A 14334-nucleotide genomic window follows, 5' to 3' on the forward strand; every position below is an offset into this window, starting at 1 on the left:
CCGTTAACCGGCCGGCAGCGCGCAGCGCATGCCTGCAACTTTTTATCGATCTCGGAATTCCTGCGGCGTAAGCCCAGTGTATTTCTTGAAAGATCGCGTGAAATGCGGTGCCGATTCGTACCCGACCGCAGCCGCAATCTCGTGAACTTTCATGGCGCCTTCCTTCAGCAGCGACTTGGCCCGCGTCATCCGCTGCTCGGTAATGTAGTCGAACAACGTTCTGCCAGTCAATCTTTTATACAATCGCGATAAATAAGTCGGACTATGGTGAACCATCTCCGACAGCTTCGTAAGCGACAAATCTTTGTCCAGGTTGCCGTTCACAAACAGATCGATGCTCTCCACAATGTGAGAAGAGGCGTCCTCCGCTTTCTCTTCTGATCGCTTCAGCATTTGCTCCGCAATCTCCGCGAAAAAACCGACCGTTGCCGCCCACCCGTCATGACTGTCGAAACGCAGCATTTTCGGAAAATGCTTGTTCAACGTCAGCCCGAAAAACATCCCTGTCCTGATGGAATAGGAAACGAGACACAAAGACACCGCGTAGAAACGTTCCAGCAATTCCGTCTGGCTCCCGGGATTTTCCGCTTCCATGATTTCGTGGTACAGCTTCATAAAAAGCTCTCGCTGACCATTCTCCAAGTATTGCTCCAACAAGACGAGCTTGCCGCGGAGCGGATTCGATCCCGAATATGCCTTGTCCGCCTGTCTGAGCGGCTCGAGCATTCCGTCGTTCTGGATCAGCAGTTGCTGCTCCTGCCCTCCTTTCTGTCCCAACAACAGTTTCAAATACGTATAGCGGAGACCGATTTCCGTCCAAGCATACGGCCCGCTGTCGATCGCGAAGGATACAGAAAGCTTCAGCCATTTCCGGCAAGATTCTTGAGCGGCCTCAACGATACTGCGGATTCTGTCGCTTAAATACGAATAACTCCTGTCGCCTTCCTCTTGTCGGTCCTCGGTTGCACCGCCCGGACTCGGCTGAATCGTCCACAGCATATATTGGTTGTCGAACACGACCGGGACTTGTACGGCCGCGGGGGAAAGATATTCGTCCATAATGTTCTGGCAGCCATAGATCAGCAGCGGCCGATCCGACTCGGCGACGTCGTCGTCCCATCGGTCGATTCGCCCTACGACCAAACATGCCGGTTTCTCCGCAGCAAGGGGAATCTCCGACTGGATGAATTGCTGACGCAACCGTTCCAGGGAAGGAGGCACTCCCTCCATGAGCTCCGCCAACACTTTTTTCTGCAGGGCCGGCATCGCAAGTTGCAGCTTCGAAGCCGCCTTCAGAACCCGGTCCTTGTCCTCCTCCCTCCTCTCGATTTCCGCGATGGCTTTCTCTACGGCCCGCACGATCAACGCTTGATCCTGATTTTTCAACAAGTAATCGACGGCGCCACCGCTGCGGATTGCTTCCTGCGCATATTCGAATTCATTGTAGCCTGTCAGGAAAATGATCTTGCAACGCGCCCATAGCCGCATGACCCGCTTCTGCAGGTCGATTCCGTCCATCCCAGGCATCCGGATATCCGATATGATGAGATCGATCCGGATACGCTGTAACCATTCCAGAGCCTCGTATGCGTTGTAGGCGCGGTATATTTCCAGCTCCAGATGAACGGCGCCCTGCAACAGTTGATAAATGCCATCCACAATAATCCGCTCGTCGTCAACGATCAGCAGTCGGTACATCGCTATTCTCCTCGCATGGAATATGAACCGATACCACAAACCCTCCGCCAGGGCCCGTTTGTACTTCGATTCCGCCCTTGTTGCCGAACTTGATTTTCAGACGCCTGTGTACGTTGATCAAACCCGTGCTCTCGCCTGTCACCTCTTCGGCGCTCAGCTTCTGCTGAAGATTTGCCCGTTCGTCCCCCGGCATCCCCGAGCCGTTATCCTCCACCACAATACAAAGCTCGTCTCCTCGATCTAGGAAGTCGATGACGAGCCGGCCGCCCGATAGGACATCCCTCAGTCCATGCTGATAGGCGTTCTCGATAATGGGTTGCAAAACGAGCCTTGGCACGAGGATGGTCCGAAATTTGTCGGGCAGCGAAGTAAACGAAGCCGATATCCGGTTGGAAAAACGAATGTTCTGAATCTCCAAATACGATCGTACATGATTCACTTCCGCTTCCAAAGCCACCTCATCCATGCTGTTGCGGGTAATATATTGGAAGTATTCACCCAAATTTTTCGATACCGATTCCGCTTTCTCGTTGTCATAAGAGACGATGAGCTGATGAAGGATGAAGAAGCTGTTATACAGAAAATGGGGAGCGATCTGCGCCTGCAGTTGCTTGAGTTCGGTCTGCTGCAGTCTAATCTTTTGTACGTACAGCTCGTCGATCGACTGCTTCAACTTCCTCACCGTTCTTTCGAACTGGCTGAACAAATAGCCGAATTCGTCCTTGCGGTTTTGCTTCTTCACGATATGGAAGTTGCCTTCTTCCACGTTCCGGAGAAGCCGGACCAGCATAGACAAGGGACGCTGGATCAACAAATGGATGCCATAGGAGAACAATAGGATAATCACCAGAGAACAGGCGACAAGCAGCCAGAACCAGATCCGGTAAGATTGCAACGTGCCAAGCAGCGCCTTTTCCGGAATATAAGTGAGCAGTTCCAGATCCATCGACTCCGATTTTTCCGAAAAAACGAAATATCGCTGTCCGCCGACCGCTACGCTCGAATCCGGGGTCCCCCTTATTTCTCTATCCCCCAGCTTCGTTCTGATTTCCGCCAAAAGAGATTGGTCTCGTTTGTTTCCGACGGCCCAGCTTTTGCCGTACAATGCCGCGCCGCCCTCTTGGGAAATGCGGCTCAGCATTTGCTGCAGCGCCTCCGTCGATAATTCGATGTTATTGATAAACAGCGGCGGCCGATTGGCGATATCCCGGGCGCTCTGCCGATTCGGAAAGGTCATGCTCAGATACATGCGGTTATTCCACTGCGTGATCGGGTATCCGCCCTTATAAATCGCCGCGGCTATTTGTTTCATTGCCACTTGATTAGCCGCCATGTCTGTCACGGTTCCCGTTGTGACGATCCGGTCGGATGAAGGGATGTATACGCTTACGTTTCGGATCAAAGGGCTGGCGTCTTTCCACAATTGCAGCTTATCGTGCAAATCATTGATTTTTTTCGTTCTCTGGTAATCTGAAAGCAAAAAAATCGAACTGCCCAGATCAAGCACTTCACCGTCGTTCACCAGTTGCTTCTGCGTATTGGCAATTCGCTGAAGTTCCTGTTCGAGTGACAAAAATTCATAGCTGATCTTATCTTTCATGGACGCGGAAATTCGCGATTGGACTTCCATCTTTCCCAATTCGTTCAATATGAGACTGAGGGCAAACAAAGGGATGATGACAATCGTAAAGGTAGCGACCAATTTAGGAAAAATGGAGCTTCTCTGAAAGATTGCTCGGAGCATCGCGTGGGCGCCTCTTTCCTCTGCCGGTTGATGAAGCCGCAAAGCCCCGAACCAATCGCGGGATTGGTTCAGGGCAAATGAACGATTCGCCTAGCCGTTATTGCCGGGGAACGGTGTACGTGCCGACATCCTTGACGGCAAAAGCGGGAACGTCGTTTAGAGACGTATTGATGCCGAGCTTGATTCCCTTTAATCGATCGAGGTCCAATTGGCCGTTGTCGTCCTGTCCGCCGAAATTCGCCCAGACGAGGGACCCGAAAGGAACGATCACCTGATTCCAGCCCGGCTTGATCGCGAATGCGTTAATCGTATAGTAGGTGCTGCCGTTCATCTCGTCAACCATGAGCCGCAACTCCGTGTCCGGCACGCCATTCTCCGAATAGACCATGAAGGCGATGCCGTCTTTGCCGGAGTAGTTCGTGCCTGCCGGGAATTCCAGGATCGGATACGTCCACTTGACGGCATCGACGAACTCGTATTTGAATTGCACCGATCCCGCCTCGGCTCCAGCCGAAATGTGCGATACGCCTCCCGGACTGATGTTCGGAATCCAGCGAGCCGGATCATCTGCGCCGGGAATCGGATCTACTTGCACGCCCGTCAATTCCGTGGTAATCCGGGCTACCGTGGGCGATGTCGGTTTCCCGCCGATCGTTCCCGTAAACGTTACGTCGGCTATCGCGTTGCGCTTCGTCTGCGGACCGGCGGTTACCTCGAATGAGAGCACTTTCCGCTCGAACGGATCCAGCGATACGAGCTGCTCGGCCGGGCTCATTTTCCATCCGCCCGTCGCCTCTCCCTTTACTTTACCTGTTACCGGGGAATCGTTCAAATTATAAACCTCAAGTTCGACCCGGTTCGGCGTCTCCGTCTCCAGTTTATAAGCTCCGAAAGCTTTCATGTTTTCGCGCGCGCTGTCGGCATACTTCTGATTAAGCACGATTCGCTCCGCTTGGGTCAGCTTCGTTTGCGCTTTGCCATTGTTTCCGCCGTTGTGCGGAACTCCGGCTTCGGCATCGGACGGATTGCCCGTGACCACATACATGGGATCCGGGCCCGCCTGAACCGTAAGGACATGCCGGTCTGCTTGGATCGTTTGCTTCCGTCCCATCATATCGACGAGGTCGACCTGGTCAGCATGCAGGTCGAGCCGGATCGATTGCGGCTGCTCCGACCACAGGACGAGTACGGAACGATTACCGTTGCGGAACCAATGCCCTTGGGCCCCGGACGGAAGATTCGCTTGAGCGCGGGCATATTTCGCTTCGCCAAGCACATCCGTCATGTTGGCTTCCGCCGCATATGCGGGATAGGGAGCATTCTCCGCATTAAACATGCCGTACTGGCTTGTGCCCTCCTTATAGTAAGGCATGACGAACCAAAAGTGTTTATCCACGCCGACGGATAGCGATTCGACCGCAGAGGTGACCAAATACCGCGCTTGGGCCCGCTGCTCCCGAAGCGTCATATCGGCCGCGCCGTTGGCGGAGATCGGGATGCCGGCTTCCGTCACCCACAATTGTTTTTTCGCGCCGCCATTAGCGAGAAGAAACCTGTAGTGATTCGCGGCATGATCGGGGAACGGTACGATGTCGGGGTCGTCCGGCGCGTATCCTTTCGGATAACTGTGAACGTTATAGATGTCAATATACTTTAACATTTGATTATCCATCAGGAGCTGCGCGTAGTCGCCGGGACGGAACGCCAGACCCCCGACGGCCGTCAACGGTTTCGCTACGCTGTCGCGGTAGCCGATGGCGGCAGCCTTCAAGAAAGCGGCAAATTGGTCGGCGGATTCGCTTTGCGAAGTGAACGCCGCCTCCTCCTCGTTCCAAATCTCCCATGCCTGCACCGTGCTGCCGAAGTGATCGGCCGAATCTTTGGCGTACCGGTACGTAGCCAGCAGATCGGTCGGCAGCTTATCGCCCGCCTTGCTCTGCGTCCAAGTCGGCGCATCGGCGTACACGTCCAAAATCTTAATTCCCTTGTTCGCAACGGCTTGGATGAGCGGATCGTAATGGGAATAATCGAATACCCCTGGAGCGGGATTGACGACGCTCCAAACGATGCGGTCCCGCACCCACTGCACGCCGATTCGTTTCATCGCCTCGGCGAAATCGGGAATATCCCCCGGCTTGACCAGATAGGAGAAAGCAGCGTCGATCGCAAAGGGCGACGATTGCGGCATTTTCCGCTGATCGTAAGGGACGACAACCGAAAAATAAGTCGTTATCGCGCTTGCGCTGTTTGCCAGGCGAACTTCAACCGTGTAATGCCCTCTCGCGAGCGTGCCAAGCGGGATTTCCGCTTCCCGCTGCTTCGCCGGAACTGTGGCCTGCCCGCTGTACAAGACCTGCCCCCTATAATCCTTCACTTCAACGGATACGCTCGCGGCCGCAGCTACGCTCTCCGTCAATTCGACGGTCAGCTTCACGTTGTCCTTATCCTCGTACACGTTCATTGGAGCATCAGTGCGTATCCGATGAATGCCGAGCGGCACCTTGCGGAAGCTGAAAGCGTCAAGGAATAATACATAGTGGTTGTCTCCAAGCTTCCTTCTCTCGTCGACCTTGAACGAGACCGTATTGACGCCTTCCCGAAGCTCTATTAGACCTGCGGTATACTTCCGGACCGTATCGTTTACCCGTCCGATCTCCCTGGCGCCTACGACCGATACGAAGTTTCCGTCATTAATGCGGACGGCGTACGGCGAAGTCCATATCTCATCGGCGGGAGTCGCGATGATGCCAAGCTCGTAAACTCCGGAGACGGGAGCGTTGACTTCGTAGGAAGCCACATAACCGCCGGCTGGCGCTGCATCGTCGGTCAACAATCGGAAATATGCCCCTCCGCTGTAGGCCGGATCCACGATGGTGCCCGATCCCCATCCCGTGAAATTGTGACTGACTGCTTGTTCTCCTTCCACCACGATCGTCTCGTCGACAGGCGTCTGCGCTTTGACGTCGGCGCCTCCTGCCGGAACGATCAGACCGAAAGCAAGGAACCCAGCGAGCGCAAAGGCAACGAATCGGTTCCACCGCCCGCCTCCGCCTTGCCTCGTTTGCAGATGCATGAATCATGCTCCTTTCATGTGGGCATGGCCTTGCCGTTCCTTTCGCTTTCCCTATGATTTGACGCTTCCGAGCACGATGCCTTTTACAAAATACTTTTGCAGAAAAGGGTAGACGAGCAAGATCGGCAGCGCGCCTAGAAAAATTTGCGCCGCCCGTGCGGTTCGTTGGGAAACGGCGATTAACTCGAACAAGCTTTGTCCGCTGAAATTGAGGCTGCTGCTATTGGCCACCATCAGCTGAAGATAGGTGGACAACGGATATTTTTCGGGAAAATTCATCAGCACCAACCCATCGAACCAAGCGTTCCAATGCCCGACCAGCGTAAACAACGACACGGTTGCGATAACGGGGAGAGAGAGCGGCACGTACATTCGCCATAACACGGTCCAGTGCCCCGCCCCGTCCAGAAACGCCGATTCTTCGATGTCCTTCGGAAGGCCACGGAAAAAGTTCAGCATCAGGATGACATTGAACACGGGAACGGCTCCGGGAATGATAAGCGCCCAGATCGTATTGAGCAATCCGGTTGTCTTCACGGTCATATACCAGGGAATTAACCCGCCGCTGAACAGAATCGTCAGGATGAAATACCAGGCGTACGTCGTGCGAAGACGGAATTCCCGCTGCTCCTTGGACAACGGATAGGCGCACAGAACCGTGAGCAGCATGTTGACGGCGAATCCCAAGGGCGTTCGTAACAAGGTTACTTCGAACGAACGGATGAACTCCTTCTTATGCAGGATGAATTCATACGACGCGAACGTGAAATCGACCGGCCACAGCTTCACCATCCCGGACGTGGCGGCGGTGCTTGAGCTGAATGAAATGGCGAGAACATGAATAAGCGGGAAAAGGCACGTGGCCGCCAGTCCGATCAGAAACGCGTAATTGATAACGATAAACAGCCTTCGGCTCCAGGACAATTGAATGTTCATCTCGGCTCGCCCTCCTTCAAAAAATCCGATAATTGGCCAAACGGTAGGCCAAATAGTAGGATGTCGAAATGAGGACAAGAGAAACGACCGACTTTAGAAGTCCGATCGCCGTCGCAACGCCGTACTGGGCGTCCAGGATGCCCATCCGATAAATCAAAGTGTCCAGAATATCTCCGCTTTTGTAGACGGAAGGACTGTACAAATTGAACACCTGCTCAAAGCCGCCGTTCAAGACGTTGCCAAGGCTGAGCGTCGCCAGCAGCACCACGATAGGAACGATTCCCGGTAAAGTGACATGCCACACCTGTCGCCAATGGTTCGCCCCGTCCATGACGGCCGCCTCATACAGCACCGGATTAATGCCGGTTATCGCCGCCAAATACACGATCGTGCCGAAGCCGAACTCCTTCCAAACATCCGAGACGACCAACACATAAGGGAACCAGCGATTGTCGCCGAGGAAGAACACGGAGTCGAAGCCGATCGCTTGCAAAATCCGGTTCACGATCCCTTCGGAGGGCGAAAGAATGTCGAGGAGGATGCCGCTCAATATGATCCACGACAAAAAGTGCGGCAAATAAATGAGCGTCTGAATTCCTTTTTTGACGAACGTTTTCCTTACTTCGTTCAGCAGGAGCGCGGCCGCGATCGGCATGGCCAGCCCGGCTACGATCTTCATCGAAGCGATGAAGATCGTGTTCCGGACGACTTCCGCGATGGTCGGCATATCCGCCACGTATCGGAAATTGCCAAGTCCGATCCATTTGGATCCGAATACGCCCTTGATCGGAACAAACTTCTCGAACGCGATGACGATTCCCGCCATCGGAACATACGCGTAAATGAAAACCAGTATAACGCCCGGCAAAAGCATCAAATGTAAGGGGAGCCCGCGGCCTCCGAATATTTTATTCAACTATCTCTCCCCCTCGTATCGCTTGTTGTCCAAGCTTATTTGCTGGCCTTCCAGTCAGCGACTTCCTTCGTCACTTCGTCCCCGCCGAGCTTTTTCCAATTGGCCACGAAATCGTCGAACGTATCGACTGAAGATTCGCCCATAATTATTTTCGTGAACGTCTCTAACTCCAGCTTCGACAGCGTCGCTTGCTTCTCCGCCATGATGGACGACGGGGCCGAGATGAATTCCGTCGGTTGATAACCATTGTTTTTGTTATAATCGTACAAAATCCCTTGAGCGCCGCGCTCCCCGAAAATCATCGCGTAGCCCCAGCCATTTACGTCGCCATCGTAATACGATTTCACGATTTTATAGGTGTTCGGCTCCGGCGTATGTTCGTCCAGCTTCGAAGTGTCGTTCGTCTTGAACGCTTCCGTTACTTTCGCGTATACGTCAAGATTTTGGGTCGGGTTGCTGCCTTTCACGAGCGCATACTGCCATTTCTCGATATCGCCTTTGATCGCGTATTTCTCGACCGGGAACGCTTCCCGCGACCTCGGCTCCAAATACGTATTCATCAGCTTGACGACCGCCTCGGGATGCGTCATTCCTTTGCGAACGACATAATATTCCGCCACGTTGAACTTTGTCTGCGGCTTGGCCGGCTGACCGTCGATAGAAGGTAGCCGGTACGCCTGCAGATCCAAATTGGGATCTTTCTTCTTGGCGTCCGGGAACAGCAGCGGCGAGTAATGCAGCCCGTAATACATGCCCACTTTCCCCGCGTTAAAGTCCTGGATCAGCGCGTCGTGATTTTTGACGCCGAACTCTCGGTCGATGACACCTTTTTTGTATAGCTCCTGCAGTTTGGCGAGCGCCTGCTTCATCTCCGGCTGAATGCTGCCATAGACGAGATTTCCGGAAGCGTCTTTGACCCAGATGGTAGGATAAGCATGGAAGCCGTTGAAAATTCCCGTCAAGTCGCCGTAATCGCTGTACAGCTCTTTGGCGACGGCGAGGCCGTACGTATCCTTCTTGTTATTGCCGTCCGGGTCTTGCGTGGCGAACGCCTCGGCGATCTTGAACACGTCCTCCATCGTTTGCGGCTCCGGCAAATTCAGCTTCTTGAGCCAGTCTTTGCGAACCCAGAGAAGCGGAGCCGAATCTGTGGAACCCGGGTTCAGCGGCAAGCCGACCAATTTCCCTTTGAATGTAGCGGAATTAAGCGCGGTGCCGCCGTCTTTCATCATAAATGCTTTCGTCGTTTCCGAACCGTATTTATCCAGGGCTTCAGTCAAATCCTCCAGTTGACCCGCATCGTTCATCTGCCTCATTTGTACGCCCGGAACCGGCATAATATCGGCCAACTCTCCTGAAGCCAGCATGAGGTTCAGCTTTTGCTCGAACTGCGTGTTGTCGACGACCCACAAATACTTCAGCTTGATGCCGAGATCATTGGCATAGTGCTGCGTCCATGCGTTATCCTGGATTGTCTCTCCGTTCTCGAATTTCAGCGCCGAATTGACTTGCCGGACGGCCGTCACTTCGATCGGCGGATCGTATTTACCCAGCGGGTCTGCCTTTCCCTCTGCCGGGGAATTCGACGGTTGCGCGCTGCTCTTGCTTGGCTGCGATGCGCCAGCGCTTGGACTTGGACTCGATCCTTCATTTTTGCCGGAACAGCCTGCAGTCACTGCGAGCAGGCATGCCGCGGCTGCGATCAGTGTGATCATCTTTTTCTTGAACATGCGAATCCTCCCTGAACTGGTGAAAGAGTATGAGTTTGCTCTTTCATTTTAATAGTCGTTAAGAAACCGAAACTACGAGCATCTCTTGCCTTTCTTGCTTTTCATTATCCTCATGAAGCAGCGCTGCCGGCGCGACTGTTAAGTCCTGATTCCTTCGTCCAGGCGATATCGAGGCTCATAGCCGAACGCCGCTTTGGCCTTCGCGGTCGAAATCAGCGAATCTCGGCCTTGCAACGGGGCAGACAAACGGCCGACAAGGTCCGGCTTCCATTGGCGCAGCAGCTCCATCGTCGGCTCCGGACAGCGCGTATCCGCCGCGTTTAACGTGTAGGCTCCGTAACCGGGCAATTGCTCCGCCTCCAGCGCTTGACGGATCGCCATCACGATGTCGCCGACGTGAACCCAGGTGAACAAATCGTCGGACCACGCCGCAGTGGGAGAAAGCCCCGCTTCGATCGTCCGGCGGTACATCTCGTCCGTCCACACCGCCCCGAAGCGCAAGGCGGCCGTTTTCACGCCGTAAGCCCGGTGAAAGGCGGCGCACGTCTCCTCGTTGACCCATTTGCTGAGGCTGTAGGGATCCTGCGGAACGGGACGGAAATCTTCGGTCAACGGCAATTCGTTATAGACGACGGGCTCCTGATTGATGCGCCAATAGAACGTGCCATAAGCATTGATGCTCGAAGCGGCGATGAACCGGCTTACTCCCTGCAGACGGCACGCATCGAGAAGATTAAATGTCCCAAGAGCGTTATACTTAAACGTATCCACGCCTTGTTCCGGCAATCCGGTAGGCGAAGCGGCCAAATGCACGACTGCGTCCACCCCCTCGACATGCCGGCGCATCTGTTCATGGTCCATGATGTCTCCCAGCAAGAACGGCCACTGCGTCACGAGCGGGGAAGCGGCCCGTTCGGCCAAACCGGGCACGAATACGGTAGCGTCCTCCAGACGCTGCCGATCTGTCAGCACCAGATCATGGCCGTGAGATTCCAACTCCGAAATCAGATTTCTGCCTATGAAGCCGCATGCTCCCGTAATCAATATTTTCATCGCTGCTCTTCCTTCCAATCCAATGTGATCCCCAGGAAAGGGGAATGTTTTTGCAAAATCATATCGTACATGTCCGGGGCCTGGCGGTAATTTACGCGATGCGTAATGAACGGAGATAAAGAGAGATTGCCGTTTTCCATTTGCCGTAGCGTTTCCTCCATTCGCCGTCTGTTCCATCCGGACACGAAATGGCAAGTCACTTCGTACCGCTGCAGAACCGACATGTCGGCCCAGACCTTGCCGGGTGTGAAGCCGGCGTATACGATCTGGCCGGGGCTGCTGCGGAAATGCCCGAATAAGGCGATGCAATCGTGCAGAACTTCTTCCGCCTGAAGGGTGTCGATCACGCCCGACAAATCGCCGTCCCCGATCGCCTCCCGAATTTGCTCGCTTACCCTGCCTTCACGGCTGTCCACGACCTTATCCGCCGAATGAGCGGAAGCGATAGCGAGCCTCGCCTCGTTCCGGCCGACCAAAATGGCTTTACTGCCACGAGCCCGAACCGACTGGGAAGCGCATTGGCCGACCAGTCCGTCTCCGAAAACGACCACCCACTCCCCTTCGGATAAGCGTAGACGGGAGGCGGCATTCCACCCGACCTGCGCCACAACGGCACCGGAAGCGTTCTCGTCCGCGATATTGGACGGCAGACGGAAAACTTCCTCCATCCGGCTGTTCGCCAACCGCAAATGGGAACCCCAAGCCGGCGCTACATCCCCCGGCCATATGCCCGTCGTAGCGGCCACGCGATCGCCGATGCGGAAATCGTTGACCCCTGGTCCTACCTGAACGACCTTGCCGATCCGTTGATAGCCCGGTACGCAGGGGTACGGGGTCGGCTGCCAATCAAACTCGTTTTTGAGAACCCAACGTTCCGTGCCAACGCTGATAAAGGACACGTCGGTTTGGATCTGAACCTCACCCGCTTGGGGAGCCGGCATCTCGATTTCCGCGATTTCCGCTTTGCCCATTTCCGTAAACACGACCGCCAGGGTATTCATCTTCGCTTCCTCCCGTTTTCTGCCTCATTGCGGGATCGCACCGTCGACAACCATATACGTTCCGCTCACTTTGACCGCCCGGATGCTGTGATAGCCGATCGGCAGGCCGCTATCCCCATGAACCCGAATAAAGAAAGTTGCCGTCCGTATCGTTCCAATAAGCGGGAACGGTGATCGCATCGACCGTCATGTAAGTTCCGCTCTTCTTGACCCCTTTGATCGTGTGGGTGCCGGCAGATAGCCCTCTTTTCACGTATACATGCGCTTGCGGAACCCGGGTCGCGGAATAGGTCGACACCGTCCGGTCGAATACACCGTCGATGTAGAGATCGATATCGCCTTGATCGCTGTTCGTCTCCGATACGAGATCGACCCCATCGCCGGTAAACGTAAACGTGAAAAAATCGTTATTCTGCGTAGCATAGTGCACATCGTCCTTGTAATCCCCGACATGGCGCAGCGAGGACACGCCCCAGGACGATCCCGTGTAAGACAGCTGCGAATCGTTCCGGACGGAAGCCATGCTTACCGCCTGCGTCATGCCCGCTCCATTGAAGGCTCCTCGGTTGGGCGGCGATGACGAGGAGACCGTCTGGCCCCAAAAATCTTTGCCGCCATTATAAGAGACGACGGTTCCTGTCTCGAGCGCGGGAGAGCCGGCACGGAGCCGATAGGCCGTCAGGACCGACGACCATCCGTCGGACCCGGCTCCTGGCGCGTAGAGAAGAGGATCGGCATTCGATTTATGGGCGTCGTACGGCCCTGTAATGCCGTAAAACGCATTGTAATCATAGCTGTAAACGCTGTCGAAATTTTGTTCGCTGCCGACGAACAAGTTGTTCCAGAAAAAAACGTTTTGATTCAGCGCGCTGCCGCAAGGGATGGCCGGATTGCCGAGTTGGCAGTAAGCCTGGATTTTCCCCGTCGTATAGATCGTGTTGTTGTAGGCCTGAACGCCCGCATGGTCGATCAGGAACCTTGCGCCCAAATCCGTTCCCGCCCCATCGTTCTGGCTGATGTTGTAGCGGAATACGAGCCAGGAGGTGCGGGTATTTTCCTGCTGCAAAATAATGCCACCCGCGTTGTCGTGGCTGTAATTGTATTGGTAAGTGACCGTTCCCGTGTTGCCCCAATCGTTGTCCCACGCCTCTCCGTCCTGCCCGGGACCGAGATCGGCGATCCGCCCCACCTCGTTGTATTGGAACAGCGCGTTCCGACTGACGAAAGGGAACATGCCCGCGATCAACCGCTGATCGGCAACGCCCGTCCGGTTGATATGTCCCAAATCCAGCGCCAAGTTGTATTCGATCACGGGCGCGTCCGCCCCGCCCACGATGATGGCGTCCCGGCCGATGTTGCGGATCATGTTTCCGACAATATGAACGTTGGTGCTGTAATGTAAATTAAGCTCTGGGTCCGCGGTGATCGGACCGAAATTGTTCATCAAAAGGATGCCGGCGCCGGTCGAGTCGTGGATGTAGTTGTTCTGAATGAGCAAGTCGTCGAAATTCGCCCCGATGACCGGGTTCGGGGAGCCGCGGAAGTTGTTGGGGTCCTCTTCGGTGTACACGTAGATGGCCGCGTTGTTGAACCCGCCCCGCGGGTTGCCCCGCGTCGTCCGTACACTCCCAGCACGAAATCGACTTGACGTCCGCGATCTCCAGGTTGCTCAGGTGAAGGCCGCGATAGGTGCCCGCCGCGCTCGCATGGATGTATACGCCGCTTCGCGGCAGGTTGTTGTTGTCGGCTGCGGGAAAAGTCAGTTTCAGATTTTGCACGTGCCAATAGCTCTGATTGTTCAAATATAAAGCCGCCTTGTTGCTGACGACCGACTTGTCCCCTGCGATGACCGGGGCGCTGCCCGTACCGTAGCGGTCGATGACGATCGGAGAGGCCGCGCTGCCCGAGCCTTTGGGCCATAACTGGCCGGACCAACTTCCCCCCGCTTTAAACAAAATGTTGTCGCCCGGTCCGAACGTCGTTCCGTTCACCTTGACCAGCGACTTCCAGGCGGTGCCGGGAGAGAGCCCGTCGTTGTCATCGCTGCCGGCAGGGTCCACGTAATAAGTCGTGTTGGCGGCCCGAACCGTCGTCGTAGGCCATCCCGGGACCGCGAACAGCAACAACGCCGCGAGCCATACGCCAAACCGCATTCTCGAACTTCCCGATACCCGTTTCCCGTG

General features: G+C 55.0%; 10 protein-coding genes. All 10 read right to left on the bottom strand.

Annotated features, from left to right (window positions below; genetic code table 11):
- Window positions 1–42 precede the first annotated feature (42 nt).
- The 10 genes from H7C19_RS04850 to H7C19_RS34155 all read right to left on the bottom strand — a co-directional run bounded on the left by H7C19_RS04850 (window position 43) and on the right by H7C19_RS34155 (window position 14304).
- Entirely contained in the window at window positions 43–1698 is a 1656-nt protein-coding gene (locus H7C19_RS04850) for a response regulator (RefSeq protein ID WP_185141457.1), read from the bottom strand.
- Complete coding sequence (locus tag H7C19_RS04855; protein ID WP_221469037.1) at window positions 1676–3298, bottom strand: sensor histidine kinase; 1623 nt, start codon at window positions 3296–3298, stop codon at window positions 1676–1678. Before H7C19_RS04855 ends, H7C19_RS04850 begins: the two co-directional genes overlap by 23 nt.
- Window positions 3299–3539: 241 nt before the next feature.
- The gene (locus H7C19_RS04860; RefSeq protein ID WP_185141459.1) at window positions 3540–6515 is read right to left on the bottom strand and encodes a beta-galactosidase; all 2976 of its coding nucleotides are present in this window, start codon (window positions 6513–6515) and stop codon (window positions 3540–3542) included.
- 51 nt (window positions 6516–6566) lie between these two features.
- Window positions 6567–7451, bottom strand: coding sequence for a carbohydrate ABC transporter permease (locus H7C19_RS04865; protein ID WP_185141460.1), 885 nt, complete (start codon window positions 7449–7451; stop codon window positions 6567–6569).
- 16 nt (window positions 7452–7467) lie between these two features.
- On the bottom strand, window positions 7468–8325 hold the full coding sequence (locus tag H7C19_RS04870) for an ABC transporter permease (protein WP_185141606.1): 858 nt from the start codon (window positions 8323–8325) through the stop codon (window positions 7468–7470).
- Between the two features lie 77 nt (window positions 8326–8402).
- A complete protein-coding gene (locus H7C19_RS04875; RefSeq protein ID WP_185141461.1) occupies window positions 8403–10097 on the bottom strand; it encodes an extracellular solute-binding protein in 1695 nt (564 codons plus the stop codon).
- A 138-nt stretch (window positions 10098–10235) separates the two neighbouring features.
- Window positions 10236–11150 (bottom strand): NAD-dependent epimerase/dehydratase family protein, encoded by a 915-nt coding sequence (locus H7C19_RS04880; protein WP_185141462.1) that lies wholly within the window; start codon window positions 11148–11150, stop codon window positions 10236–10238.
- Window positions 11147–12151 (bottom strand): zinc-binding dehydrogenase, encoded by a 1005-nt coding sequence (locus H7C19_RS04885; protein ID WP_185141463.1) that lies wholly within the window; start codon window positions 12149–12151, stop codon window positions 11147–11149. The genes H7C19_RS04880 and H7C19_RS04885 overlap by 4 nt, the downstream gene beginning before the upstream one ends.
- A gap of 109 nt (window positions 12152–12260) precedes the next feature.
- On the bottom strand, window positions 12261–13517 hold the full coding sequence (locus H7C19_RS04890) for a hypothetical protein (RefSeq protein ID WP_221469038.1): 1257 nt from the start codon (window positions 13515–13517) through the stop codon (window positions 12261–12263).
- Between the two features lie 37 nt (window positions 13518–13554).
- Entirely contained in the window at window positions 13555–14304 is a 750-nt protein-coding gene (locus tag H7C19_RS34155; protein WP_221469039.1) for a hypothetical protein, read from the bottom strand.
- Window positions 14305–14334 lie beyond the last annotated feature (30 nt).

It is taken from the genome of Cohnella nanjingensis (assembly GCF_014212125.1).
GTDB lineage: Bacteria > Bacillota > Bacilli > Paenibacillales > Paenibacillaceae > Cohnella > Cohnella nanjingensis.

What these genes read in the sequence shown, in the direction of transcription:
- H7C19_RS04865 (WP_185141460.1), bottom strand. Translation starts at nt 7,451, where the DNA reads ATGAACATTCAATTGTCCTGGAGCCGAAGGCTGTTTATCGTTATCAAT.
- H7C19_RS04850 (WP_185141457.1), bottom strand. Translation starts at nt 1,698, where the DNA reads ATGTACCGACTGCTGATCGTTGACGACGAGCGGATTATTGTGGATGGC.
- H7C19_RS04880 (WP_185141462.1), bottom strand. Translation starts at nt 11,150, where the DNA reads ATGAAAATATTGATTACGGGAGCATGCGGCTTCATAGGCAGAAATCTG.
- H7C19_RS04870 (WP_185141606.1), bottom strand. Translation starts at nt 8,325, where the DNA reads ATGCTTTTGCCGGGCGTTATACTGGTTTTCATTTACGCGTATGTTCCG.
- H7C19_RS04860 (WP_185141459.1), bottom strand. Translation starts at nt 6,515, where the DNA reads ATGCATCTGCAAACGAGGCAAGGCGGAGGCGGGCGGTGGAACCGATTC.
- H7C19_RS04885 (WP_185141463.1), bottom strand. Translation starts at nt 12,151, where the DNA reads ATGAATACCCTGGCGGTCGTGTTTACGGAAATGGGCAAAGCGGAAATC.
- H7C19_RS04890 (WP_221469038.1), bottom strand. Translation starts at nt 13,517, where the DNA reads ATGATCCGCAACATCGGCCGGGACGCCATCATCGTGGGCGGGGCGGAC.
- H7C19_RS04855 (WP_221469037.1), bottom strand. Translation starts at nt 3,298, where the DNA reads ATGAAAGATAAGATCAGCTATGAATTTTTGTCACTCGAACAGGAACTT.
- H7C19_RS04875 (WP_185141461.1), bottom strand. Translation starts at nt 10,097, where the DNA reads ATGTTCAAGAAAAAGATGATCACACTGATCGCAGCCGCGGCATGCCTG.
- H7C19_RS34155 (WP_221469039.1), bottom strand. Translation starts at nt 14,304, where the DNA reads ATGCGGTTTGGCGTATGGCTCGCGGCGTTGTTGCTGTTCGCGGTCCCG.